A 26,900-nucleotide genomic window follows, 5' to 3' on the forward strand; every position below is an offset into this window, starting at 1 on the left:
GACGAAAGCCCTTGCTGGTGGCTAGAAGAACGCAAACATTGTGATGCCGCCAGTGGTGTACAGCGACTCTTTTGCTTCTTTGTAATCAGGTGTTTTTGCCGTAAGTGCGAAGGATGCACCAACGTATTGGTTATACCAAGCTACACCTAGTACTGCGGTTGCTTGAACGTTTTCTAATGTCACATCGTAAATTGCAGGATCTTCATTATTTTTATTCGCGTACTCATCCACACCAGAGCGATCGCCTTCGATTGTTAGATCGTTAAATCGGTAACGACCTTCAAGGCCTGCATAGGTAAACCAACCTGTGTTTGATGCACCGATCATACCGGCTTTGAATGGATTTTCGGTGCTGATGTTCGCCGCACCAAAGTTACCACCTAGGTCTGTACCCCAACGGAACATGAAGCCCGTTGAAATGTCACTTCTAAAGTTACCGACGTTGATCTCTGAAACGTTAGAGATCTCGAAATCTGTATTTGCTAGTGCTTGATTACGCATTAGGTTGAAATGGTTTAGGTAACCAACGCTTCCCGCCCACTCATCATCAACTTGATATTCCCAGCCCATAGGTTCATCTGATTTTGTGATTGAGTGAACCAGCTTTTGAGCATCTTCAGACAGCGCACGTTCACCTGTGGTACCAAACGTGATGTTAAAACGCTGAGCTTGCTGTGGATTCAAGCTGATGTAGTTGAATTCTGTGTGTAGGTAACCAGCGTATGGACGATCATTGGCAGATGGAGTTTCCAACTCGATATCTGAAGGCGTATACATCTTGTGGCCAATGGTAATCTCCCACTTATCTAGAGAGCTTGCGCCCCAGTAAGAAAGGCTCAGTGGTTTTACCCAGTTGTATGGCGTAATACTTGATGATGTGTAACCCAGAAATAGACCGTTGGTATAGTCTTGGTCGACACCAAAAATACCATCATTATCTAAAGCAAAAGTCAGCGTCGAACGCTCAGATGCTAAAGATGAGAAAGAGAGAAGAATCAGGGGTAAACAACGCAGGTATTTCATGGAGCAGTTACTCTTAAATTATGAACCGCGATATTACCGTAATTTGACAGAATTTGTGGAAAAAAAGTGAATAGCAGGGTGCTTTTTTGCTCAATCTAACACTTCGAGGGATGGGTTAAGCTTGTGCGATTTACAACGGATATAAAAAAGCCCCGCACATTGGCGAGGCTAATATTATTTACTGTCTATTAAGCGGTGGGCTTATAGAGACTCAGTAAATGTACGTGCGATTACGTCAGCTTGTTGCTCTGCAGTTAGAGAGTTAAAGCGAACAGCGTAACCAGATACACGGATTGTTAGCTGAGGGTATTTCTCAGGGTGCTTAACTGCGTCTTCTAGAGTGTCGCGGTTAAGAACGTTAACGTTAAGGTGTTGACCACCTTCAATGCCAGCTTCGTGGTGGAAGTAACCATCCATTAGGCCTGCAAGGTTAGCACGTTGGCTATCAAGTTCTTTACCTAGTGCGTTTGGCACGATAGAGAACGTGTAAGAGATACCATCTTGTGCGTCAGCAAACGGTAGTTTACCTACAGACGTTAGTGAAGCTACAGCACCTTTCTCATCGCGACCGTGCATTGGGTTTGCACCAGGAGCGAAAGGAGCGCCAGCACGACGACCGTCTGGAGTGTTACCAGTTTTCTTACCGTATACAACGTTAGACGTGATAGTAAGAACTGACTGTGTAGGGATAGAGTTACGGTAAGTCTTAAGCTTACGGATCTTGTTCATGAACGTAGAAACTAGTTCACAAGCGATATCATCTACACGAGAGTCGTTGTTACCGTATTTAGGGTAATCGCCTTCGATTTCGAAGTCAGTTGCGATACCGTCTTCATCACGGATTGGCTTCACTTTAGCAAACTTAATTGCAGACAGTGAGTCAGCAGCAACAGAAAGACCAGCGATACCACAAGCCATAGTACGACGAACGTCACGGTCATGAAGAGCCATTAGAGACGCTTCGTAGCTGTACTTGTCGTGCATGTAGTGAATGCTGTTTAGTGCAGTCACGTATTGCTTAGCTAACCAGTCCATGAATGTGTCTAGGCGACCCATTACGTCATCGTAGTTAAGAACTTCGTCAGTGATCTTGTCTGAAACAGGACCAACTTGCATCTTAAGTTTCTCGTCCACACCGCCGTTGATTGCGTAAAGCATTGTTTTCGCCAGGTTAGCACGAGCACCGAAGAACTGCATTTGCTTACCAACGATCATTGGAGATACACAACAAGCGATAGCGTAATCATCAGACTCTAGGTCAGGACGCATTAGGTCATCATTTTCGTACTGGATAGAAGAAGTATCGATAGATACCTTCGCACAGAAACGCTTGAAGCCGTCAGGTAGTTGCTCAGACCAAAGAACAGTGATGTTTGGCTCTGGAGAAGGACCCATAGTGTATAGAGAGTTTAGGAAACGGAAGTTCGAACGCGTTACTAGCGTACGACCGTCGATGCCCATACCACCCATAGACTCTGTTGCCCAGATTGGGTCGCCAGAGAACAGCTCATCGTACTCAGGAGTACGTAGGAAACGAACCATACGCAGCTTCATTACGAAGTGGTCGATCATTTCTTGTGCTTGTTCTTCAGTGATCTTGCCAGCAGCGATATCACGCTCGATGTAGATGTCTAGGAAGCTCGAAGTACGGCCTAGAGACATTGCAGCACCGTTTTGAGATTTAACAGCAGCTAGGTAGCCGAAGTAAGTCCACTGGATAGCTTCTTGAGCAGTTTGAGCTGGCTCAGAGATATCGAAACCGTATTTCTCAGCCATTTGCTTGATTTGACCCAGAGCACGGTGTTGCTCAGAGATCTCTTCACGCAGTTGCATTGTTGCAGAAAGATCTTCGCCGTTTTCAAACTGCTCTTGAAGAGAAGCGAATTGAGCAGCTTTGTCTTTCATTAGGAAATCAATACCGTAAAGTGCAACACGACGGTAGTCACCAATGATACGACCACGGCCGTAAGCATCAGGAAGACCAGTCAGAACACCAGACTTACGACATTTTAGGATATCAGGAGTGTAGATATCGAAAACGCCAGCATTGTGTGTTTTGCGGTATTCTGAGTAGATTTTTGAAACCATTGGGTCAAGAGTTTCACCGTATGCTTTACAAGAACCTTCAACCATACGTACACCACCGTTAGGGATGATTGCACGCTTTAGTGGCTTCTCAGTTTGTAGACCAACGATAGTCTCAAGATCTTTCTCAATGTAACCTGCATCGTGAGCAGTAATGGTAGAGATAACAGAAGTATCGAAATCTACAGGTGCTTTAGTTGCGTTTTCCTGTTTGATACCTTCCATTACCGAAGACCAAAGCTTGTTAGTTGCTTCAGTACCCTCAGAAACTAGGAAAGACTCGTCGCCTTCATACGGCGTGTAGTTCTTTTGAATGAAATCACGAACGTTTACTTCGCTTTGCCACTCACCTGCAGCAAAATCTTCCCAAGCTTTAGCAAATTGCTCTGCCATGACATACCTACCTTTTTAGTAGAAAAAATACGTACATTAACACTGTTGAGCCAGCGCCCCTCGTAAGGGTAGTACACTCTTATTAATAACAATATATATGAGCATATAAGCGTCATATGGTTATATATATTGTCACTACTTTTTATATGTTGTCTTTACTCTATGAATTCAAGACTACGCTAAAAAATTCCTGCAAACCTTAAACTAAATCAATAAATGCCAAAAAAAGTTGAAAAAATTTGAGTGGCAGGGGTTGCCACCCAAACTTTTTTTTAATCCGAATACTACTTTTGTGTAGTAAGGACTATTATAGCCAAGCTTTTAGACCATATTGGCTTTCTAGCATACCAACTGCAAGCATTGCTACTAGACAGATAACTAAAACACCAACTGGGATAACAATTTTGTCTACAAATGATAGACGCTTAGCACGCTCTTTATCACCAATTAGACCATTGTTATCTAGAAGCATAGTCAATGCCCATGCTAGTACTGGGTTAACAACCGCTGAACCGAAGATACAGATACCAGCCGCTTGAGAATCTTTAGAATCCTTAACCATTTGCATACCCGCTTCAAGTAGAGGTAGAGATACACCTACAAGTAGCGCAACACGCATCACTGGTGGCCATACTGCAACGTCCATTGGGAAACCAAGAATCGCAACAATAATACACAGAGAACCAAGCAAGATTGCGCCGCCAGGAATTGGACGTTTCGCGATAGCTGCAGGGATCATGTAAGTACCCCAAGAAGATGTGATGTTACCACCACCAACCGCAGTACCAACCATTTGACGAACTGAACACATAGTCATTGTGTCATCTACGTCCATAAGCACTTTTTCAGACTTTTTAGGGTAGTTAAGCTCTTGGAAGATACGGTGACCTAGGAAGTCAGGTGACCACATTGCTACAGCAAGGATTGCAAATGGTAGAGATGCGATGAAGTGTTCAACGTTTGGCAAGCCAAGCATCCAACCTTCAGAAGTAGAACCCCACCAGTAAACTGGGTTTAGGTTTGGAATGCCCATTTCAGTTTCGAATACGATGTCGAAGCCAGCGCCTAATACTAATGCAATAGCAAGACCTGTGAATGCACATACTGGGATAGCCAACCAACGCTTGTTCACTTTTGCTAGGAAAGCGTAAATAGCAATAGTAATAGCAAGAACGATTAAACCAACGTAACCCATGCTACCCGCTTCAACAGTAGAAGATTGAAGACCAACCGCCCATTCTTGAATTGAGTTGATTTGGCTCATTGTACCGGTTAGGCCTAAGAAAATGAGCAAGCCACCAGCGGTACCTTCAGAAGTCAGGTTAACCAGCTTGGAGCCGCCTTTTAGGAAACTTAGGATAAGACCAAAGACACCGATAAGGATTGCCAATGCAAGAGGGTGAGCACCAGCTAGAGCGATGGTACCAATAAGAGGAATCATTGGGCCGTGGTTACCGGCAAGGTTTGCTTTAGGGTTAAAGAAACCAGAAGCTAGGATACAGAACAATAGAGCAGGGATAAGCATTTCTACACGAGCGACTTCAATCGCAAACTCTTTACCTAGGTTTACGTGATCCCAAGCTTGAGTTAGGCCGTCAGCCCAAGACATCATTACTGCAGAGTACATCGCGATGATACCAATGGTACCAGCAAGTGCAGGAACAAGGTCTTCAAGTTCAAAGCGGAAGTCACGACCAGGAAGGTTTAGGCCGAAGCGGCGAGGCTTCATGATTTGAAGCTCGTGATCTAGATAATCTGAGCGGCTCTCAAATTCAGAAGCAGGACGGTGTAGCTCTTTATAGCTTTTCTCTTCTACTTCAGAGTTCGCATTATTCACAACGTCTGACATAGATTCCTCATATTTTTATGTTAGTAATTCTAAAATTGAATTCTATAATTTCGCGTAATTGCGTTATTTCTTAGTTATAACTCATTAACATTATGTTGCACGGTTTTGATGTGCTTTATGCAGCTAAGTTAAAAGAAATGTTTGGCATTTTTAATGCCTTATTCTTTGCTGAGGAGTCTAACAAGCTTACCCTTTAGGGTGATTGATCTTGATCACTTTATGAGTGTATGTGAAAGAAAGCTACAAAACGAAGCGATTCATTAACGTACCATTGATGAATCGTGTAATTAGTTTTCACAAATTGACGTTTACCTATCTTCTTCGAGCCTTTGTCGTCGTGGCTCGAGTTCAATACTCAATTCTTACTGAGTTATTTCACTATTACTTGCTTCCCAACTGTTCCCAGTGAAATGCTTACAATGCAATAACCTTAAAATAATTGTGTCTTATGGTGTGTATGTAGCGTTGAGCGTGCAGATTATATTTTGCAGGTCTCGGCTTATCTAAGTTCACAAAACTTGTTTTTCTTGTGAGACATCAAGCTACGGGAATCTCATTTTGGTTAACTTTATTTAAACAATGTAAGGGGTGTAATTACAGCTTATTGATAGAACTCATTCATTAAATTGAGGCGAAAACGCTACCTTTTGCATAATAAGTCAGAGTGAATCGCTATTTATTCCAATTTATTAGGTTAATAATTTGTTGCATGTTGTTTCGTGTGGTGCTAGTTTGTATCGCATGAAAAGGTCGGAGTACCTTGCATTTTCACAAACTTGGGAGAGAAAGCGCATGAAAGATGTACCAGCGCTGGACATAAAGGATCTACACAAAACGTTTGGTCAAAATGAAGTTTTAAAGGGAATTTCACTTTCTGCGCATAAAGGCGATGTTGTATCGATTATCGGATCTTCAGGATCGGGTAAAAGTACTTTCCTTAGATGTATCAACCTTTTAGAGACACCAACTGCAGGCGAGATTTGGGTTAATGGCGAATTAATTCAAATGAAAAACAACCGCCAAGGCGTATCTGTTCCTGCCAATGAAAAACAAGTACAGCGAATCCGTTCTCGCTTAGCGATGGTTTTTCAAGGCTTCAATCTTTGGTCTCACCTGACCGTTCTCGAAAATGTTATCGAAGCCCCCGTTCACGTATTAGGTGTACCTAAAGCTCAAGCGATTGAAAATGCAGAACTACTACTTAAAAAAGTAGGCTTGTATGAGCGCAAAGATTACTACCCAGGTCATTTATCAGGTGGACAACAACAACGTGCGGCAATTGCTCGAGCGCTAGCCGTTGATCCTGAAGTGATGCTGTTTGATGAACCAACATCAGCACTTGACCCTGAGTTAGTAGGGGAAGTACTTGGTGTAATGCGCGATCTAGCAGAAGAGGGAAGAACCATGCTTGTGGTAACACATGAAATGGCTTTTGCTCGTGACGTATCAAACCATGTGATGTTCCTGCATCAAGGCTTAGTGGAAGAACAGGGCGATCCAGCTAAACTGTTTACGGAACCTGAATCTGAACGTTTACAACAATTTATCTCATCGATTTACTAATCAGAATTGAAACGCCGTTGCCAAGGTAAACAGCGACGGTGTGAACAATAAAACACAACAAGTAAGTTAATAAGCAACAACAAACACAATATTAAAACTAGCAAAACATAAAAACCTAAATCACAGGAGTAGGGATATGAAAAAGTGGTTATTAGTCGCGGCACTTGCTGCAACTGCTGCAACGGGCGTAGCTCAAGCAAAAGAATGGAAAACAGTACGCTTTGGTATTGAAGGTGCTTACCCTCCATTTAGCTGGACAGAAGCTGACGGTTCACTGAAAGGCTTCGATGTCGATATGGCTAACGCGCTTTGTACTGAAATGCAGGTGCAGTGTAAGATCGTTGCACAAGACTGGGATGGTATTATTCCTTCTCTACTTGCTCGTAAATATGATGCGATCATTGCGGCAATGTCTATCACGGAAGAGCGTAAGAAAAAAATCGACTTCACTGGTAAATACGCACTTATCCCAAACAAGTTCATCGCTAAGAAAGGTGCCGGCCTTAACTTTGATGATCTAAGTGGTCAAAAAATTGCCGTTCAACGTGCAACAACTCACGATAAATACCTAACAGACAACTACGGCGACACTGTGGAGATCGTTCGTTACGGTTCATTCGACGAAGCTTACCTTGATCTAGCAAACGGTCGTGTTGCTGCTGTACTAGGTGATGCATCTGCTCTAGAAGAAGGCGTATTAAACAAAGCGGGTGGTGAAGACTACGAATTCGTTGGTCCATCACTAACTGATCCTAAGTGGTTCGGTGAAGGTTTTGGTATTGCTCTACGTAAGCAAGACAAAGATCTGACTAAGCAATTGGATGCGGCAATCCTTTCACTACGTGAAAAAGGCATCTATCAAGATATCGCGGCTAAGTACTTCAACTACGACGTATACGGTCAGTAATCTTTAGCGTCAATTCTTAAGGGAGAGGTTCTCCTCTCCCTGTCTTACCAACTTTTTCGCAGTTCTGTTGGAATCCATTATGTTTGATTTACAAGGATATGAAGCGTCGATCCTGAAAGGGGCGGTGCTCACAATCGAAGTTGCCTTGCTGTCGCTAATTTTAGCTATGGTTCTTGGTATGCTAGGTGCCTTAGCAAAACTCGCGCCTTATCGCTGGGCTCGTGCTATTGCAACCCTCTACACAACCGTCATTCGAGGCATTCCAGATCTCGTACTGATGATGCTGATTTTCTTTGGTGGACAAATCCTTTTAAACAACAGTTTGTATTCCATCAATGAGTGGCTCAACGAGTGGTTCACGTCAAGTGATCCTAACCACGAATGGACCTCTTACCTACCTGATTACATTGACGTCAGCCCATTTGTTGCTGGTGTCTTAACCATAGGCTTCATTTTTGGCGCTTACATGGCAGAAACATTCCGCGGTGCCATCATGGCAGTTGACAGCGGTGAGATGGAAGCGGCAAAAGCTTATGGTATGGGACCTGTACTAGCGTTCCGTCGTATTCTATTGCCACAGATGATTCGTCATGCATTACCGGGTTTTGGTAACAACTGGCTGGTATTACTTAAAACCACCGCGCTGGTTTCGATTATTGGCCTAGAAGACATGGTACGTGTCAGCGCACTGGCGGCGGGTTCAACCAAAATGCCATTCACTTTCTACATGACAGTGGCGATTATCTTCTTATTCTTCACCAGTGTTTCGACGGGCTTACTTAAGCTGGTTGAACGTAAATTCAGTATCCACGCGAGGTAGTTATGGACTTTTCATTGATAATTGAAAGCCTGCCGATTTACCTTGGTGGTTTATGGACAACGGCTTGGATGGTTTGCGTCGCTTTGATCATTGGCTTACTCGTCGCCATACCATTAGCGATCGCTCGCAACAGTCCGAATATGCTGATTAATGCTCCGGCTTGGTCATTCATCTATTTCTTCCGTGGTACGCCATTACTGGTTCAGCTGTACCTGATTTACTACGGTATGGACCAATTCTTCCCTGTGAAAGACACATTATGGGAAAACGCATGGTTTTGTGCTTTGGTGGCATTCATTCTGAACACGTCAGCTTATACCGCTGAGATCATTCGCGGTGCGATTAATGGCTTACCGAAAGGTGAAGTGGAAGCAGCAAAAGCTTATGGCATGAGTACACCGAAGACTTACCGTCGTATCATTTTACCAAGCGCTCTACGTCGCGCACTGCCAGCCTACAGTAATGAAGTTATCTTCATGCTTCACGGTTCAGCCGTTGCGGGTATCGTAACGATTATGGACTTAACAGGTGCAGCGCGTTTGGTTAACTCACGTTACTACGCTCCATTCGAGTCTTTCTTAACAGCAGGCCTGTTCTACATGGCGCTAACGTTTATCATCATCGCGATTTTCAAATTCGCAGAGAAACGTTTCCTTGCTTACCTAAGACCACTTAGCTAATTGCATTTTACATAGTTAACAAAACGGCGCTTTAATAGCGCCGTTTTTTGTATCACAAGAAAACTCAGTGATGGCTTTGGATAGATTCACCTTGGATAGCTATCGATTTTTCAAAACAGTTAACTTGCTTCAAATTGTGCTTACACATTCATTAGAATAATTGCTTTAGATTTAACTATAGATAGACTCGGTGAAATTTTGTTGTTGTATGGAATAATGATGAAAAAGAGTAACTTACTATCCAATTTGGTTCTTTGTGTTATCGCCCTATCACTTTTAGGATGCGGAGGTGGTAGCGGCGGTGAAAGTGCCCAAACTGGTTCTGGTGGTTCTGGTGGTTCTGGTGGTTCTGGTGGTTCTGGTGGTTCTGGTGGTTCTGGTGGGGAAGGGAGCGGAGGTGACGGAAGCGGTGACCCTGATATTACTCCTACTCCACAAACAGCTGTACAAAAGGCATTGTCCACGGGCGATGCCTCGTATGTAACTGACTCTAATGAATTTATTGAAGCTAGCCAAGCTTTAGTAACTCGATACAACTCGGATTACAATCTGATTAAACAAGCTTTATCTCAAAGCTCAGATGGGAAGCCGTTACGCAATCTTCATTGGGATCCAACCCATGACACAGCAATTATCTTACCTACCTATGGCTTTAATGATGTCATCTTAAAAACTAATAAAGCGATGATTGATGGATATCATGATCAAGAGTTAGTGATAGGTATTGCTGGCTATACATCAGACAACAGTCGCTATGCAGCATTAGCGAGTAACCCATTTAGAACGAAGCAACGTTTCCCTGATTCTGTTAATGAAGAGATGAACACTTGGCTGAAGAATTTGGTTACTTGGGTTTCGGGTACTGATGCGCCCCAGAATATCGTGTTAGCTCAGCTTGATCAGTCTCATTACTTTCCTGATGACCAAGCGACACGAAACTGGTTAACCGACAATGTTAACGCTTCTATGGCTATCAACGCAGACAACACTTGTGATGGCAGCCAGTTAAGCCAGTGTCTTGAAGCTAATAACCCTGATTTGTTGATCGTGTCTCAAAAGCTTAATGCTGGCGATAGCATAGACGATGTTCTTAAGGGCGTACGCCTCGCGTTCAGCAACAATATTCCTGTGTTATACCTGCATCTTGATGGTGGTATGACGGACTTAGGTAATGCCTTGTTCGCTGAAATGCACATGACTTACGTTGGTGATAACTATTGGCGCAAGCTCGGCCTGTCTAATTGGGATTCTACACAACTTATTAATCAGGTTCCGGATAACATTGTTCAACAACAAGCACTTTTACAGAGATTGAAAGACGATAGCTTCACTGCGGACCTGAATACCTGTGATGATAAATCTTGCCCTGATGAATCCAATATGGATGAAGAGTTCTATATTGCAGCAAACAGTATTCGTTCCCATCTAACATCGCTTGATAGTAAGAAAGTGGATCTGTTTACAACGGATGATTACGAATATGAAAAGCTGTTACTGCTACTTGCTGACCATTACCGTCAAGATGTTCAGTACCCAATGGGTAAAGGCGTGACAGAGAGGATTGATTTTCTTCGTTCTTATTACAGTGATTACGCAACATACAACAGTCGACTTTATAACGCGGCGCAACCAAGTCTAGGGAACTTTAGTACCAAGAGTTTTGAGAATGTACCGCTCGTCTCTAAAACCATTGCCTTGGAGTCTAAAAGAAACTTCCGATCCGCTGGTGTGTATGCCTTGCCGGGTAAGACAATCAAGGTGACTCGCTTAGACAATAACGATGTGGCTACGTCTATTGCATTTAATACATTGCGTAGCGGCGCGACACACGAGTTTTCGGGCAATGACGGTTACGCTCGGCCAAAATTTTTAACCTCGGTAACCTACCCAGTGAAAACGGGAGAGACGATTTATCTCACTTCAGCCTATGGTGGAACATTACAGGTTCATTTTGATACCAATGATATTGATGTGGAGCTGCGTTTTGAAAATGTCGCGCAACACCCCGTTTGGCGCAGTGAGGTAGACAACGACAGTTTTGTTGCACAGCTTGAGGAAGGAAACTTTGATTGGGCCGAGCTGATTACTCCGGGATTTGAAGTTCACTCAAAGCTAGAAAAAATGCAGGATTCAGTAAGCCCTGCGCGATGGGATAAGCCACAAGATATGGCATTAGCAACAGAGCGTTACGTTCATAACTTACCTCATGCGCTTGCTGGTTTTGAAGGCCCTGGAATTGATGTCATTGATGAAATTCAGCAATACGCAAAAAATCAGGGTTGGCAGGTTGAAACCATTGATATTGTGAAGCATATGAACGCCGACCAAGCGAACTGTGGTTACGGTTGTTCAGGAAACCCTTACGATGCTTATTGGTCTTTTGATCCTCTAGGGCATGGTGATCTACATGAATTAGGGCATGGGCTTGAGAAGAGTCGCTTTCGTTTCTCTGGTTGGGAAGGTCACTCAACAACGAACTACTACTCCTATTACAGTAAGTCTCGTTATTACCAAGAGACAGGAAAAATATCCGCTTGCCAAGGTTTAGACTTTAAAGGTCAATTTGAGATACTTAAACAGAGTCGTTTGGAAATCGACCCGAATGCTTATATGGCTACTCAGAACCAAGCGAATTGGAGTTGGGGTGCACGCATCTATATCCAGATGATGATGTTGGCACAAGAGCAGGGGATTTTGACAACGGGTTGGCACTTACTGGGGCGTTTGCATACGATAGAGCGAGAGTTTAATCGTTTGGCCAAATCAGAAGAATTATGGAGTGCAAATCGAGGCTCGATAGGTTTCTCTGATTACACACTTGAAGAGGCAAAAGCTATCTCTAGTGATGATTGGCAATTGATCTCGATGAGCTATGTCACTCAACGAGATATGCGAGCGTACTTGGATATGTGGGGCTTTAGCTTTGAGAATAAGGCGAAACAACAAGTTGAAAGCTTGAATTTGACTACTATGCCTCTCAAGTATTTTGCATCTGAGAATACTGGCTATTGCTTGGATGACTTTGCGAAGTATCCAGTGGATGTGGATGGAAGTGCTGTTTGGCCACTTTAATGAATCAATATCGCCAATATGATTAACCAATAAAAGATCGATACAAAAAAGGAGAGATGGTAATCCCAACTCTCCTTTCTTTTTTTAAGCAGTTAAACAAAAAACTAGTTAAATGAGCTAATTACTTAAACGTCGACCAAATTGGGGCGTGATCAGACGGTTTTTCGATACCGCGTAGCTCATAGTCGATGCCAGCTTCAGTACATTTATCAGCAAGTTTCTGAGTTGCTAGGACTACATCAATACGCAGTCCGCGGTTATCCACGAAACCTTTTGAGCGGTAATCAAACCACGAGTATTGATCGTTAACTTCAGGGTGCAGTAAACGGAAGCTATCCACAAAACCCCAATCCATCAGAGTTTTTAGCCATTCACGTTCTTCTGGTTGGAATGAACACTTACCGGTCTTCAGCCAACGTTTTGCATTAGGTTCACCAATGCCGATGTCAGCATCAATTGGGCTGATATTAATGTCGCCCATTACGATCACTTGTTCATCTTTATTGTGGTAATCGTTTAGGTAAGTCATCAAGTCTTTGTAGAACTCACGCTTGTACGGGTATTTGGTTTCATGCTTGATGTTATCCCCTTGAGGGAAGTAACCATTTAGTACTGTAACCTTTTCACCGTTTTCATCTTCAAACGTCGCCATAATCATACGCTTTTGATGGTCTTCATTGTCGGTTGGAAAACCTTTCTGAACCGAGATTGGCTCTTGCTTACACAGCATAGCCACACCGTAGTGTGCTTTTTGGCCGTGAAAGTAGACCTTGTAGCCCATTGCTTCAACATCAGCAATAGGGAAGGCTTCATCGTGTACTTTTATCTCTTGCAGACCAATTACGTCCGGTTGGTGTTTGTCGATAACAGCTTGCAGTTGATGAAGGCGGGCTCTTAGGCCGTTGATGTTGAAGCTAATTACTTTCATTTGTTTTTATACCTCTCGTAAACCTTTGTCACTGCGAGTTTTCAAAGATTTTTTGATGTGGTGGATTTCATGGTTCATTGTATTTAACCATGCTTAATAATTCCTGTCGCCATTTTGTCGAGACTAAATGGCGACGTTAAATTGTGTGAATACCTACAGTTACGCTGAGTCTACTGAGTTTTTAGTAAGTCTAAAAAGAAGGCGTATTCAAGAGCATCTTCTTTTAATCGCTTAAATCGACCAGAAGCGCCACCGTGTCCGGCTTCCATATCGGTTTTGAACACCAGTACATTGTTGTCTGTTTTCATTTCACGCAGTTTCGCCACCCACTTCATTGGTTCAAAGTATTGCACTTGTGAATCATGTAGGCCTGTTGTCACCAACATGTTCGGGTAGTTTTTTACCTTAATGTTGTCGTATGGTGAGTAACTCAGCATGTAGTCATAGTAGGTTTTATTGTTAGGGTTGCCCCATTCGTCGTATTCGTTAGTCGTAAGAGGGATCGACTCGTCAAGCATGGTTGTTACTACGTCAACAAACGGAACATGTGCTCCAATGCCTCTGTACAATTCAGGCGCTTGGTTGATGATAGCTCCCATTAATAGACCGCCGGCTGAACCGCCTACAGCAAATACTTTGTCTTTAGCGCCATAACCTTCTTCAACTAGTCCCTTAGTTACATCGATAAAGTCATTGAACGTGTTTTGCTTGGTCAGCTTTTTGCCGTCTTCATACCAAGGTCGACCTAGCATTTCTGAACCGCGGATGTGAGCGATTGCAAAAACGAAGCCTCTATCAAGCAGGCTGAGACGAGTCGAGCTGAAGGTCGGTTCAATGGTTGAACCGTAAGAGCCGTAGCCGTATTGGTAAATTGGGTTAGTACCGTCTTTTTTGAATAAATCTTTGCGATACACCAAAGAGACAGGTACTTGCTTGCCATCGCGAGCCGTAACCATGATTCGCTCTGATTGGTAGTTATCCGCTTCGAAATCACCTAATACTGGTGTTTGCTTCTTGATTTCAGACTCACCCGTACTTAGGTCGAAATCATAATAAGTTCCTGGCGTAGTCAAGCTGCTGTAATAGATTCGAACTTTTGAGTTATCTAACTCATAGTTACTCGTTAAGTAAGCGGCGAAAGCGGTGTCGTTAAATTTGAGCGGGAACTCTTTACCTGTTGAGAGTTGGCGAACTGTGACTGTAGACAAGCCATCTGCACGTTGCTCGTAAACAAGATGGTCGTCAAATAACTCGAAATCAACAAGCTGAGTGTTATCGTCTGCAGCAATGACATCGACCCATTTTGAGCGGTCATGCATGTCTTTCGCTGCGACTTTCATCAAACGGAAGTTGACCGCTTGGTAGTTGGTGTAGATGTAATACCAATCACCCAGTTTAGCGATGCTGTACTCAATTCCAGTCTCTTTTGGGTAAAAAGCTTCGGCTTTAGCCTGTGGATTGTTGGCATCAATGACTGAAACACCACTGGTTTCTGTGCTCGAGTGCCAAATGTAGACCTCTTCACCATCTTTGCTTTTGCTCAATGAGGTGTAGTAAGCGCTGTCGTTCTCTTCGTAGATTAACTCATCGCTAGTTTGAGGGGTGCCTAAAACGTGGCGGTAAACTTGGTAACCTAGCAGCGTTTGTGGATCTTTCTTGATGTAGTAAAAGGCTTGGTTATCGTTTTGCCACGCGATAGCACTCGAAGCACCTTCAATTTCGTCGTTTAGGTATTCACCAGTCGTTAGGTCTTTAATCTTGATGGTGTAAATACGGCGACTCAGGGTATCTTCGCCATAGGCCAACAAGTTTTCGTCTGGGCTGATTGTTAGGCCACCAATACTGAAGAATTCATGTTCTTTTGCTAGTTCATTAACGTCTAAGATGACTTGTTTGTCTGTGCCTAAAAAGTCTTTTTCACGCAAGTGAACTGGGTATTCGTTGTCACCTGTTACTTTATTCGAGTAGTAGTAGCTGCCTTTGCGAACCGGTACTGAATTGTCGTCTTTCGCGATTCGGCCTTTGATCTCTTCAAATAACTGTTTTTGTGTTGATTCTGTATGCTCCAGCACGGTCTCTGCGTACTGGTTCTCTTGTTCAAGATGCTGCAAGATCTCTGGGTCTTGGCGTTCATCATCACGCATCCAGTAGTAATTATCGATTCGAGTATCACCATGAATCGTCATTGCATGAGGGACTTTCTTAGCAACAGGAGCTTGTGTCTGCTGAGCGACGAGTTGCGATGGAGAGTAGTGTTTCATGGTTGTTATTCCTTTATTGCTGCATCCGGCGACAAGCGCGACCGATACGGCTAATGTGGTTAAAGCGAAACGCATCTGTATATCCTTAGTGTGCACCTTACTCGTTTTAATGCCAGCATCCTTTGTTATCAGAGCCTAGGTATCTTGGTTTTCTTCCAGTGATGTTATTTATAATTGGATTCTGGATATGCACTTTCAACGTAAGTGTCTGTTATTGTTTTTAAAAAAGCAAAGTAATGTTAAATGAAATTGATGATAGACGTGGGTAAGTGGAAACGGATAACAAAAAGGGACACACTTTTCAGTATGTCCCTTTTCTGTATTTGAGTAGGATTCGAGTTTGCTTTAGATAGCCAGTGGCATCTCGTTTGAGTGGTCAGGTTTACGATTGACCCAACGTAAACCAAGCATCACGATAAATGACATTGCAATCATCAAACAACCGAGTGGAAGCTGGTCTTGAGCAGGGAAGAACGATGCCAATAGTGTTGCGATACCAGCACCTAGGTTCTGCATACCACCTAAGATCGCGCCTCCTGTACCTGCGTGGTATGGGAATGGCGAAAGTGCACCTGTTGTAGCCGCCGGGAATAAGATACCGGCTCCCAAGAAGTAAATGGTTGCACCGCCAATCAAAGTTAGTGCTGTTGTTTGACCAAACAGACCTGGTATCAGTACCACGGCTGAGCCGACTAAGATCGACACTAGGCCAACATTCAGTGCGCGGCGCTCAGAGCGACGTTGTGCGATGTAGCTAGATAGGCCTGCACCCACTAAGTAGCCCGGAATAGGCAAAACAAACAACAAGCTGACTGTGGTTGCAGGTAAACCCAGTACACCACCAAGTAGTACACCAGCCGCGGCTTCAAATACTGCGACGCCCGCAAACGTTGCTACTAATACTAGTAAGAAACCTTGGAAGCGTTTATCAGACAGAACGAATTTGTAGCTGTTTACAACCGATTCGTTTTTGCGTCGTTCTTTTGGTAGAGTTTCCATCATGCTCGTCATCATGGTGATCACAACAGCGATACCAAATAGCGCGAGGAACAAGTAGCTAGAACGCCAACCGAAAGCTTCTGTTAGGTAACCACCTAAAACAGGCGCCATTAATGGTGAGAAAATCACACACATGCTGATTAAGCTATTTGCGCGGTGCAGCTCTGCACCTTCAAAACAGTCACGAGTCAATGTACGAGACATCGCACCGCCACAACCTATGCCTAAACCTTGGATAAAGCTACCCACTAGGAACCATTGATACTCATGAGCGAACAACGCCACCAAAGTACCGATGATGTAGATGATCAAACCCGCAACGATGATAGGTTTACGACCTAGGCGATCAGAAAGCGGGCCGTAAACAAATTGCGACAGACCATAAGGTATCAAGTAGCACGCCATCACAGCTTGAAGTGAAGACGCAGAAACCAAGAACTCACCCGCCATATGACCGATAGAAGGCACGTACATCGTTTGAGTCATTTGACCTACGGCTGTCAGAATAGCGATTAAAAAGGTAAGTTTCGCTAATGGAAACGAGGCAGACATTTGCGTATCTCTCCAAAAATTAAAGACGTAAAAAGCCTTAGCGCTCCATTAAGGAGAGCCAAAAGAATAAAAGTATTCAGGGAATCTAGGCGCGAGATATTAGAGCTTGATTGACGACTTAGCAATCAAAAAATGTGAAGTTGATCAAGATAAAAATCTATAACTTGGATTAGAAAAAGTAATCCAAATTTCGGTATATTAAAGATGTAGAGTGTGGGGAATGGGCTTCTTTGAAATGTCTTTTTGATAAAGCAATATTCCCATTAATAGTGTTAGTTCAAACATCTCTCTATGTTGCGAACACTGCAAATTGGGCGTTCTAGCTTCAATAGTTTAACTTGGCGTGACAAGCTCAAAGCTCTTGAAATCACAGTAACAAAAGACAAAAAACACGACTTATTAACATTTATGTAAACTTTCGTTTTATATGTGCGTAAATTGTGCTGTAATCATCCGCTAAGCTATTCGTCTAACTCATTAACATTGTGGACAGCAATTCGTTATCAATGTGGGAGTTATGGTTAAGGAAGTCTTTTGGCTTAAATAAGGATATTAAATGCGTTCTCTATCGGTACAGTGGAAAATAACCCTCTTAGCAGGTTGTTGCCTAATCATTACTTCACTGTCTCTTATTGGTTTCTCGATCTACAACGCGACGAGTAATCAACAAGTCATCAAATCTCAAAGCTCAGAATCAGTTATCAATAAAACTCAGCAGTTGTTGGCGTCTGTTTCTCAGCTTAATGCTCAAGAAACTCAACGTTACGTTGACGAAGCGATTTACCGCGCAGAGATGCTAGCGGCGAGTGCTCAGTTTTTAAAGAACAATGCAGATGAAAATTTTACGCCGAGTGAAGAACTTCGTACTGCGTTGGATGAAATGGTGCGTCGTTCAGTTTTAAACTTCGATTCGATTCAAGGCGCATATTTAGTTTTTAAGCCAGATTTACTTGATAGTGAAGACGCGAACTATGTGGATGCCGATTATGTTGGCTCTAACGAAAAAGGCCGTTTTGCACCTTATTGGAAAGTAGCAGACAACGGTGAGAATGTTCTACCGAACGTGCTTTCAGAATCGACATTGAGTGATGACAGCAACAGTGAGCGTTTCTACTGTCCTTTGTCATCAGGGCAAACCTGTATCAGTACGCCAAGAGTTGTAAACAGCGGGGGTAAAACCTTACTGACCTCTTCAATCTCTGTACCTATCTTAGTCGATGATATGGCGATCGGTTTCTTAGGGATTGATCTCAGACTAGATGGCTTAACCAATGTAGTGACTCAATCTGACCAAAGCTTGTTTGATGGTGCTGGCGCAGTTTACGTGGTGAGCCTAGACGGTTCTGTTATTGCTTCTGATGATTCAAGCATTGCAGTTGGTTCGAGCTTCCAAAGTAACAACACAAACAGCGACTTGATGACCGATTTTATCTTTGGTGGCGAAGTGACAACGCAATGGAGTGAGAACGGTGAGTGGTTACTCGCATTTGCTCCAGTTGTAGCCGCTAACCAAACTTGGGGCGTGTTGTTCGAGATCCCAAGAGAGAGTGTCGTCGCCGATGCAAATAAATTGGATTCCATCATTAGTACTAAGTTAAGTGAAGGCATCAAGACAGAAGTGATCGCAGGTACTGTGTTTATTTTCTTTGGTCTAGCTATTATCGCATTTGCTTCACTGTCTATTGTAAAACCAATTCGACAGGTAGTAGAGAGGTTAAATGATATTGCTTCTGGTGAAGGCGATTTAACGCAGCGTTTAGAAGTGAAATCTCAAGATGAAATCGGTCAGCTATCGAAAGGGTTTAATCTGTTCTTAGATAAGCTTCAGCACACAATTAAAGAAGTGATTCAAACGACAGAGCAAGTAGCGAGCACAACTAGCCAAGCGAAAGCGTCTGCATCAAGCACTCGTGAAAGCAGCGAATCTCAATTCAAAGAAGTGGATTTAGTTGCAACTGCGGCAGAAGAGATGACTCAAACCGCAGGCTTAGTCGTACAAAACGCAGAAGTTGCTGTTGATGCAGCCTGCGAAGCGAACCGTTCAGCTCAGCAAGGGCAAGAAGTTATCGAGCTTTCAGCTGGTGAAATGAGAAAGCTGGTGGAACGCATGTCGAGTGCTGTGCCTATTGTGGAAGAGCTAGCGAAGAATAATGGAAACATCACTGAGATCTTAAGTGTTATTGAAGGGATCTCTGAACAGACTAATCTACTAGCACTGAATGCTGCGATTGAAGCGGCAAGGGCAGGCGAACAAGGTCGCGGTTTTGCGGTTGTTGCTGATGAAGTAAGAAACCTAGCAAGCCGTACACAGTCATCCGTTGGTGAGATCAGAGCTGTGATCGATAAGGTTCATGCTGGTACTCAAGATGTTGTTGAGGCGATACAAGAAGGCAATATTCTCGCTAATGACACTGCCTTACATGTCCAAAAAGCGGTTGAGGATCTGGGGTCGATCTTTACTTCGATAGAAGCGATCAGTGATATGAACAATCAGATCGTAAGAGCGGCAGAAGAGCAGCAATCGGTGTCTGGTGAAGTGAATCAAAGTGTGGTTAATATTCGAGACTTGAGTGCGAAGATCTTGGAACAAGCAGCGGCTTCTGAACAAGTGGGCAACGAAATTGATCAGCTGTCTCAACAGCAGCAGAAATTGGTCAATCAGTTCAAAGTATAACTAATAAGATTTAGCCAACTCCTGAATTGAAAAAGGGACAAATGAAATCTTCATTTGTCCCTTTTTTATATCTTGCTACCAAAGCTGACAAACAACGAGCAGTTGGTACGGCTTACTCTTCGATGAACCAGTAGCCTTTGTTCACTAATTCAGTCACTACCGTTACGCCAGAAGGAGATAGGGCAGTAGCCGAAGTAATTACAGTATCATCGCAAAGTATGTTGAGTAACGAAGAGTCCGCTTCATCAACCTTAACCACTTCGCCATTGATGTAAGCTGTGTTGCTTTCATTTTCGTGGTAAAGCGCCTTTAAACCAGATACACGGTGGATCTCGCCTTCAGACTCCAAGTGTTGAGCTATTTCTTCTTGAGTCCATAGTGGCTCTGGGGCAACGATATCAAGTTGATGGCGTGATTGGCTCAGTAAACAACCCATGAAATCACTCACGGTTTCAGGCTGTTCTAATGCGGACTTCAACATATCAGTTAGGTTACTCAAATCTGACGAACGAATCTTGCCGTAGCCATCTTGCGTTTTGAACTCTGGATCATGCAGGTGCACGTCGCCCATATCATGAGCAAGCACAAAGTCGGCAAAGTTACTGATTAGCTCTTGCTCTTTAGGAGAGCGGTAGCCAATCGAGTAGCTCATTGATGGTTCTAGCGTGTTGCCTTCGTGTGGGAAGCCTGGCGGGATATAAAGGATATCACCTGGTTCTAAGGTTTCATCAATGATTGGCTCAAATCCTTCAATTTGGCGTAGAGCAGAAGCTTGTACGGTCTCTTTGTATTGACCAACATCTTTCGCGCCCACTTTCCATTGACGCTTACCTTGGCCTTGAATAATGAATACATCGTATTGATCAATATGAGGGCCAACACCGCCTTCCGGTGCTGAGTAGCAAATCATTAGATCGTCGAACAACCAGTTTGGTAATTGTTGGAACGCTTCAGTCAGTTGATTTGCACCTTGATGCCAATGGTTTGCTGCTTGAACGATCAATTGCCAATGTGTTTCAGTGAGTTCACCAAACTTCTCTTCAGTAAATGGGCCGTGTTCGGCTGTCCATTTGTTGTCGAGGTTAGAAACAAAGCGAGAATCCACTTCTTCTTCCATCGATAAACCAGCAAGTTCTTCCGGCGAAATTGGGTCGACGAAGTTTTGGAAGCCACCTTTTAAGATGGTTGGTTTTTTATGCCAGTAGTTTTCAAGAAACTCGGGCATAGAAAAGCTAAGTTGGTACATGTGAATCCTGTATATTTTTGTGCTAGATGCTAGATGCTAGATGCTAGTTTGGCTTGTAAATCTTGCTGGACAATCTTAATTGCTTCTAACGCAACCTTTGGGTCGATCTCGTTGCTTTCGAGTAAGTAGATAAGGTCGACAGCTAACTTAACTTCTTCAGGTGCGTTATCCAGTGGTGATGATGTGTTATCAGTGCTCATTTCGCTTAGGGTTCTCTAAGTTAATCAATCTCTCAATGTTCTTCATTGAGTCCTCACAGCGTTCCAATCGTTCTTTTGCGAGTTGCCAAGCCTCTTCCGCTTTTTTCTTATGGTGGCGTGGCGCAGAATCAAACGCTAACTTTCGTGTTTGAACTAAATCGACGAGCCGCTTTTGCCAATCTTGGTGTTGTGCGAGTTCGTTGTACAAGTCGTTTAAGCTTTTCCCTGATTTACTTTTCCTATCTAGGCGCAAATCGTGGTTGGCTAACTCTCGCTGAATCGCTGCAATCTGGTTGGTCAGCCTTTCAGTCAGATAATTTGCTCGTGATGAAGTGAGCTGATTGGTGCTCTGTTCACGAATAATGGTGTTATAAGTCGCCTGAGTTTCAAGGGCATAAGGAAGAAGAGTCGAGGCTCCGCACTTAAACAAGGCCCGATCAAACAGTGCTTGATGATAAGCGCCACGAGACTTATCGACCTGAGAGCAATGGCCAATCAAGGTATCAATAACACTTTTGAGCTTTGAAAACTGATTCATTTTGCTTCCCGTTTGCTGGTGGTTATAAGTTCACAAACCACGCTTCGTAAGCCAGTTTAATTGCAAGAACGCTGACCACAGTCACAAACACAGGTCGTATAAACGTCGCCCCAAAACGAATTGCAGAGTGCGCGCCAACGAATGCCCCAGCCATTAAGCAAACACCCATGGTTAAACCAAGAACCCAATCAATATGACCAAGAATTGCAAAGGTCACTAAAGAAGTGAAGTTACTGGTAAAGTTCATTGCTTTGGACAGGCCTGAAGCAAGCAAGATATTTAGGCGGTAAAGCGCCATAGAACTTACTGTCCAAAATGCGCCAGTTCCCGGGCCTGCAACACCATCATAAAAGCCAAGAATGAAACCTTGGTACTTTTGCTTTTTCTTAAGCACAGGGCAAGGGTTCGGTGACACGTTGTGATTGGCATTTGGTGTCTTGTGAAAAATGGTATAGACCGCTGCAGCAAGAATAACTAATGGTAGTACTTTCTCTAACCACTCAGTGCTAATTGCATCAACGGTTAAAGTACCAATAGTCGCGCCTATCAAGGTGGCTATGAATGCGTTGATCCAACATTCGGGCTTAAATAGCTTTTTACGATAGTAAGTAAAGGCTGCGGTCGATGAGGCAAATGTTGCAGCGAGCTTGTTCGTCCCCAGTGCAATATGTGGCGGCAGGCCAAGCGACAGCAAAGCTGGGACGGTTAACATCCCACCACCACCGGCAACAGCATCAATAAAGCCCGCTGCAAATGCAACCAGAGCGAGGATAACCAACATGGTTGGTTCAATCATTTCCATAAATAGCTAGTGTTCTCGTTATTGGCTGTTGAGGCAGCCACACGAATAATCGATGGATTAATCATGTTGGGTTGTGAATGCAGGGCCTAGCGATAACTGGCCCATAACTACCTTTAGGGTAGGAAAATTAGTATTTTATTGTTCTTTTAAAAGGCGGTAGTGAGTCGAGTAGGGACTTCCCGTATCGCTTCGTGACTATGCGTCTATCCAGGATCGTGACTTTACCAGAATCTCGTTCTTTACGCAGTAGTCGACCGACAGATTGAATAAGCTTTTTACTCGCTTCTGGAACAGTAATCTGCATAAAAGGATTACCGCCACGTGATTCAATATATTCTGAATGTGCTTGTTCTACAGGTGACGTAGGAACGCCAAAAGGAATCTTGGTAATAACCAGGTTTTCAAGAAGCTCTCCTGGTAGATCCAGACCCTCTGAAAAGCTGCCAGTTCCAAAAAGAACGCTTGTTTTACCTTGGTCTATGAGCTTTTTATGTTTTTTTAGGATTTCGGTGCGTGATGTATCACCTTGAACCTGCAAAGCCCATGACTTTTTAACGAAATCTGTTGCCAAAGCTTCTGCAACTTTATTCATTTGCCAGTAAGAAGAGAATAGAACGAGATTAGCTTTGTTGTCTTCTATTACCTTAGGCAAAATTTCAATAAGATATTCGGTAAACTGAGGCGCTTGCGGTTCGTACTTCATGGCTGGCACGATCAGCTCCGCTTGATTTTGATAATCAAACGGTGATGCCAAAGCCAGAAATTGCACGCCATCTTCTTCTTTTTGACTGATCCCCGCTTGGTGACAGAAAAAGCTGAACGAGTTGAGTGCTCTCATGGTCGCAGAAACAAGTACCGCACCGATACAGCGGCTCCAAATCTGCTGGTCAAGCTGCCAACCAACTTCGAGTGGAGAAACATTCACGACGAAATCGCCTTCACTCTCTTTATTGAGTTCAAGCCAGCGAGCTAAAGGCGCGCCTTTTTCGCGTTTAGGCTCGGCCATTAAGCGCCAAACTTGCGCTAGGTTTTCTGTTCTCTGTATATAGAAGCCGATTTCAGCAAGCGCGGGCTCGGCTAATTTCGCTGAAAGTTCTCCATCTTTAACACGTTCAGCAATAAGGTCAGCAATCTTCGCGACAGCCTGACTCGCTTTTTGACTCAATTGTTTGAGGTCTTTAGATTCGTTCTCTAACCATTCTGGTAAATCACCGTGTTCAAAACGGTACAATCCATCTTCAAAATGGGTGGCGTTAAATTGCTTACTTAGCTGAGTCAGAGTAGGAATCAGCTGCTGTACAGAATCTTGCAATTCATTTCTGAATCGACCTACTCGCTTTTCATCCGCCAAGCCTGAAAGCTTGGTGATGGATTGATTTAAACGCTCTAACCATGAAGCTGCACCTTTTAAGCTTGCCGCTGCAGAAGAGTGATCTCTTGCTACGTGTGGTAAGTGATGAGCCTCATCGAAGATATAGATGCTGTTTTCTGGTTCAGGCAGTATCACGCCGCCACCTAAGTCAGCGTCTGCCATCACCAAGCTGTGATTGGCAATAATCACATCTGCTTTATCTAGCTCTGAGCGTGCTTTTTGGAAAGGGCAGTCTCTATGAGTAGGCATACTGTTATTACAGCTGTGTTTATCACTGACAATCATTTGCCAAATCATGTTGTCGATTGGTTTCGGCCATGAATCACGGTCGCCATCCCACTTACCTTGAGTCAAGCTGCGGTACATGGTCTGTAATTGTTCGATGTCTTTTTGCTTTGGCTTGGATTCGAACATAGCCATCTGACCACCATCAACCCCACAAGCTGCGGCTAGCTTCTCGGCACAGCAATAACGCTGTCTACCTTTGGCGAGTATAAAAGAGAACTCTCTATCTGTAAGTCTTCTATATAGAGGGAGATCTTTATTTACGAGTTGTTCTTGAAGTGCAACCGTCGCCGTTGAAATGACGATTTTTCGATTGTTGAGCACTGCAACAGGAATCGTCGCCATTAAATAAGCAAGTGATTTACCAATCCCCGTTCCTGCTTCAGCAACTATCATGCGGTTACTTTTATGGTATTGACCACAAAGTGTCTTCGCGATTTCTGCAACAAGGTAATTTTGAGCACGTCTAGGTACAAAGTTGTCCAACTGATCTTGGAGGTTTTGATAACTGGTGCGAATAGATTTTTGAATTTTAGTAGTTAGCATACTGTGACCTACGTAACGGAGCGAGGATAGTAGCACATATCACTAGTCGGTACATTTACCGTGAAATAGCTTGCTTTTGAACCAAAGGTAGATCTTGTTCACAAAAAAAAACTGAACCATCAGGAACTTAACGATTTTATTTATCTTGCGAAATATAAATATTAAAAAAGACTGGCTTGTAGGTGTTAAATTCTGATTGTTGGTTGTTTTGTAGATTGTTGGTGGTGTTTAATTCTGTTTTGTTCTTTTTTTGGATTATTATATTTCCTGATAAAACTAAGGATAACCTGCTCGTAAAACAATGAAAAAAAATGTAAGTCTTTGATTTTGATTGGTTTGTGTTTTTTTTAGGTTTGTTTTTAGTTTATTTGACACGCAGGATAATCTTTTGCAATCTAGACCTCGAAATTTAGTGACGGTGATTAACCAACAAAGAGTGGTAATGACCAGTCATAAAAAATAAAAGGGAACCGGGCAAGGATCTCCCATTCTTAGAAAAGGCAGTGGATTTATTATGAAAAAGACTCTATTAGCGCTAGCTATCGCAGCGGTATCAACTTCTGCATTCGCAGTTGAAACAAGTTCTCAAAACTCTAAGCCAATGTTTGAGTTTGAAGACATGCACAAAGACCAATTCTCAGTATCTGGTGCTTGGGGTGTTGGTGGTTACTACGATTCATACTCTGGTGCATTCTACGATGATTGGGCAACTGCTCTAACACTAGCTGTAAGCTACAAAAACAACCGTTGGGTTGGTTACTTTGAAACTGACCTAATGATGAACTACATCTCTGACACAAACGAGTCAGCTAAAGTTTCAGAAGTATACGGCGGCATCGAGTCTGGTCCAAATACTGACGTTGATAAAGCATGGTTAGGTTTTGACACTGGTTTTGGTGTTGCATCTTTCGGTTGGGAAAATGATACAGCTCTAGATAAAGTTGATGGCGCTGGTGATATGACTTACGAGTTTGGTGCTTCTGCTGGCGATGCTTCTGATGCATTCAACGTTGTTAAGTTCCAAGGTGCTACTTCTGGTTTTGCTTACGGTGTTTCTTACTTTGAAACAGACGAAAGCCACTCTGCTGCTGACAAAGGTGTGAACGGTTACGTTGGTTTCGAACACGAAATTTTCAATATCTACGCTGGTTACGAAGACCGTGACGAAGCAGATTACACGGTAACCTCTGTTTCTGGTAATGTTAAAGTTGGCGATGCTGTAAAACTAGGTTTCAATACTTGGATTGATGACGGTGAGAAAGACGCAAGCAAAACAAATGCAACAAATAAGAAGAACACTGGTTACTACCTATCAGGCGCATTCACTGCATCTGAGCAAGTAACTGTTGCTGCTGGTTACGGTGCAAACACTAAAGAGCAAGATTTTGTTGCTGACAAAGATTACAGCTACATGAACGTTGCAGTAATGTACACGCACAGCGATCGCCTAGACATGGGTATCGATATCAAGCAAGAGCTTGACGTACCACAAGGTGTTCGTGCTGAGAGCTCTGACGAAGAGACATTCGTATTCGCAGCTGCTTACTACTACTTCTAATAGTCTAACTCTTAGTTAAGTAACGCTGTAAAAGCCAGTCATATGACTGGCTTAATTATATGGTCCGCCTCACTCTCAAGCCCTTAAGCTTAGAGTAGGCTCTCAGAATGAGGTGAACCATATGTCTTCTATTCATATTTTAGGTATCGACCTAGGTAAACATTGCTTCCATGCTATCGCACATAACCGTTGTGGCGGCTTAATTATATGGTCCGCCTCACTCTCAAGCCCTTAAGCTTAGAGTAGGCTCTCAGAATGAGGTGAACCATATGTCTTCTATTCATATTTTAGGTATCGACCTAGGTAAACATTGCTTCCATGCTATCGCACATAACCGTTGTGGCGTGGAGGTGCTTCGTCGTAAATTTAATCGTAACCAACTCTTAATCTTTCTTAGAAAAATAGAACCAACAACTATTGCTTTCGAAGCCTGTGGCGGTGCTCATTGGCTTGCTCGAAAGTGTAGTGAGTTTGGGCATCAACCCCGACTTATTCCTCCTCAGTATGTTAAGCCTTATGTCAAAGGCAATAAAAACGATTTCATCGA

General features: G+C 43.3%; 18 protein-coding genes and 1 pseudogene. 8 read left to right on the forward strand and 11 right to left on the reverse strand.

Annotated elements, in window-relative coordinates; translation table 11 throughout:
• Positions 1–21 precede the first annotated feature (21 nt).
• From L1D37_RS11035 to L1D37_RS11045, 3 genes are all read right to left on the reverse strand, one after another.
• The gene (locus L1D37_RS11035) at positions 22–1,023 is read right to left on the reverse strand and encodes a lipid A deacylase LpxR family protein (RefSeq protein WP_239847912.1); all 1,002 of its coding nucleotides are present in this window, start codon (positions 1,021–1,023) and stop codon (positions 22–24) included.
• Positions 1,024–1,224: 201 nt separating this feature from the next.
• Entirely contained in the window at positions 1,225–3,501 is a 2,277-nt protein-coding gene (gene pflB / locus L1D37_RS11040; protein WP_017631244.1) for a formate C-acetyltransferase, read from the reverse strand.
• A gap of 307 nt (positions 3,502–3,808) precedes the next feature.
• Positions 3,809–5,350 carry a DUF3360 family protein gene (locus L1D37_RS11045; RefSeq protein ID WP_017630432.1) on the reverse strand — a complete coding sequence of 514 codons (1,542 nt, stop codon included), beginning with the start codon at positions 5,348–5,350 and terminating at the stop codon, positions 3,809–3,811.
• A 792-nt stretch (positions 5,351–6,142) separates the two neighbouring features.
• Here L1D37_RS11045 and L1D37_RS11050 point away from each other — a divergent pair.
• The 5 genes from L1D37_RS11050 (at position 6,143) to L1D37_RS11070 (ending at position 12,392) form a co-directional block, all read left to right on the forward strand.
• A complete protein-coding gene (locus L1D37_RS11050) occupies positions 6,143–6,913 on the forward strand; it encodes an ABC transporter ATP-binding protein (protein WP_004736532.1) in 771 nt (256 codons plus the stop codon).
• Positions 6,914–7,049: 136 nt separating this feature from the next.
• The gene (locus tag L1D37_RS11055; RefSeq protein ID WP_010437364.1) at positions 7,050–7,820 is read left to right on the forward strand and encodes an ABC transporter substrate-binding protein; all 771 of its coding nucleotides are present in this window, start codon (positions 7,050–7,052) and stop codon (positions 7,818–7,820) included.
• Between the two features lie 79 nt (positions 7,821–7,899).
• A complete protein-coding gene (locus L1D37_RS11060; protein ID WP_017630433.1) occupies positions 7,900–8,640 on the forward strand; it encodes an ABC transporter permease in 741 nt (246 codons plus the stop codon).
• A 2-nt stretch (positions 8,641–8,642) separates the two neighbouring features.
• A complete protein-coding gene (locus L1D37_RS11065) occupies positions 8,643–9,320 on the forward strand; it encodes an ABC transporter permease (protein WP_239847913.1) in 678 nt (225 codons plus the stop codon).
• A 219-nt stretch (positions 9,321–9,539) separates the two neighbouring features.
• Entirely contained in the window at positions 9,540–12,392 is a 2,853-nt protein-coding gene (locus tag L1D37_RS11070; RefSeq protein ID WP_239847914.1) for an ImpA family metalloprotease, read from the forward strand.
• 121 nt (positions 12,393–12,513) lie between these two features.
• On the opposite strand, the gene xthA is transcribed toward L1D37_RS11070, so the two are convergent.
• From xthA to emrD, 3 genes are all read right to left on the reverse strand, one after another.
• Complete coding sequence (gene xthA, locus L1D37_RS11075) at positions 12,514–13,320, reverse strand: exodeoxyribonuclease III (RefSeq protein ID WP_057621890.1); 807 nt, start codon at positions 13,318–13,320, stop codon at positions 12,514–12,516.
• 170 nt (positions 13,321–13,490) lie between these two features.
• Entirely contained in the window at positions 13,491–15,581 is a 2,091-nt protein-coding gene (locus tag L1D37_RS11080; protein ID WP_239847926.1) for a S9 family peptidase, read from the reverse strand.
• A 345-nt stretch (positions 15,582–15,926) separates the two neighbouring features.
• Entirely contained in the window at positions 15,927–17,132 is a 1,206-nt protein-coding gene (gene emrD / locus L1D37_RS11085) for a multidrug efflux MFS transporter EmrD (RefSeq protein ID WP_239847915.1), read from the reverse strand.
• 556 nt (positions 17,133–17,688) lie between these two features.
• Here emrD and L1D37_RS11090 point away from each other — a divergent pair.
• Positions 17,689–19,806 carry a methyl-accepting chemotaxis protein gene (locus L1D37_RS11090; protein ID WP_239847916.1) on the forward strand — a complete coding sequence of 706 codons (2,118 nt, stop codon included), beginning with the start codon at positions 17,689–17,691 and terminating at the stop codon, positions 19,804–19,806.
• Between the two features lie 112 nt (positions 19,807–19,918).
• Here the strand turns inward: L1D37_RS11090 and L1D37_RS11095 are convergent, their stop codons facing one another.
• The 5 genes from L1D37_RS11095 to dinG all read right to left on the reverse strand — a co-directional run bounded on the left by L1D37_RS11095 (position 19,919) and on the right by dinG (position 24,795).
• Positions 19,919–21,052, reverse strand: a complete 1,134-nt coding sequence (locus tag L1D37_RS11095) for a cupin domain-containing protein (RefSeq protein WP_239847917.1) — start codon at positions 21,050–21,052, stop codon at positions 19,919–19,921.
• A 29-nt stretch (positions 21,053–21,081) separates the two neighbouring features.
• Positions 21,082–21,252 carry a pleiotropic regulatory protein RsmS gene (gene rsmS, locus L1D37_RS11100; protein ID WP_017111064.1) on the reverse strand — a complete coding sequence of 57 codons (171 nt, stop codon included), beginning with the start codon at positions 21,250–21,252 and terminating at the stop codon, positions 21,082–21,084.
• A complete protein-coding gene (locus tag L1D37_RS11105; protein WP_048659684.1) occupies positions 21,242–21,790 on the reverse strand; it encodes a primosomal replication protein in 549 nt (182 codons plus the stop codon). The genes rsmS and L1D37_RS11105 overlap by 11 nt, the downstream gene beginning before the upstream one ends.
• A 22-nt stretch (positions 21,791–21,812) precedes the next feature.
• Positions 21,813–22,592 (reverse strand): TSUP family transporter, encoded by a 780-nt coding sequence (locus L1D37_RS11110; protein WP_239847918.1) that lies wholly within the window; start codon positions 22,590–22,592, stop codon positions 21,813–21,815.
• A gap of 127 nt (positions 22,593–22,719) precedes the next feature.
• Positions 22,720–24,795, reverse strand: coding sequence for an ATP-dependent DNA helicase DinG (gene dinG / locus L1D37_RS11115; protein WP_239847919.1), 2,076 nt, complete (start codon positions 24,793–24,795; stop codon positions 22,720–22,722).
• 514 nt (positions 24,796–25,309) lie between these two features.
• Between dinG and L1D37_RS11120 the strand changes: the two genes are divergently transcribed.
• Positions 25,310–26,353, forward strand: coding sequence for a porin (locus L1D37_RS11120; RefSeq protein WP_176680153.1), 1,044 nt, complete (start codon positions 25,310–25,312; stop codon positions 26,351–26,353).
• Positions 26,354–26,622: 269 nt separating this feature from the next.
• Positions 26,623–26,900 (forward strand): annotated as a pseudogene (locus tag L1D37_RS11125) (IS110 family transposase); the annotation flags it as partial.

Source organism: Vibrio sp. Isolate33 (assembly GCF_022397895.1).
GTDB classification, from domain to species: Bacteria; Pseudomonadota; Gammaproteobacteria; order Enterobacterales; family Vibrionaceae; genus Vibrio; species Vibrio pomeroyi.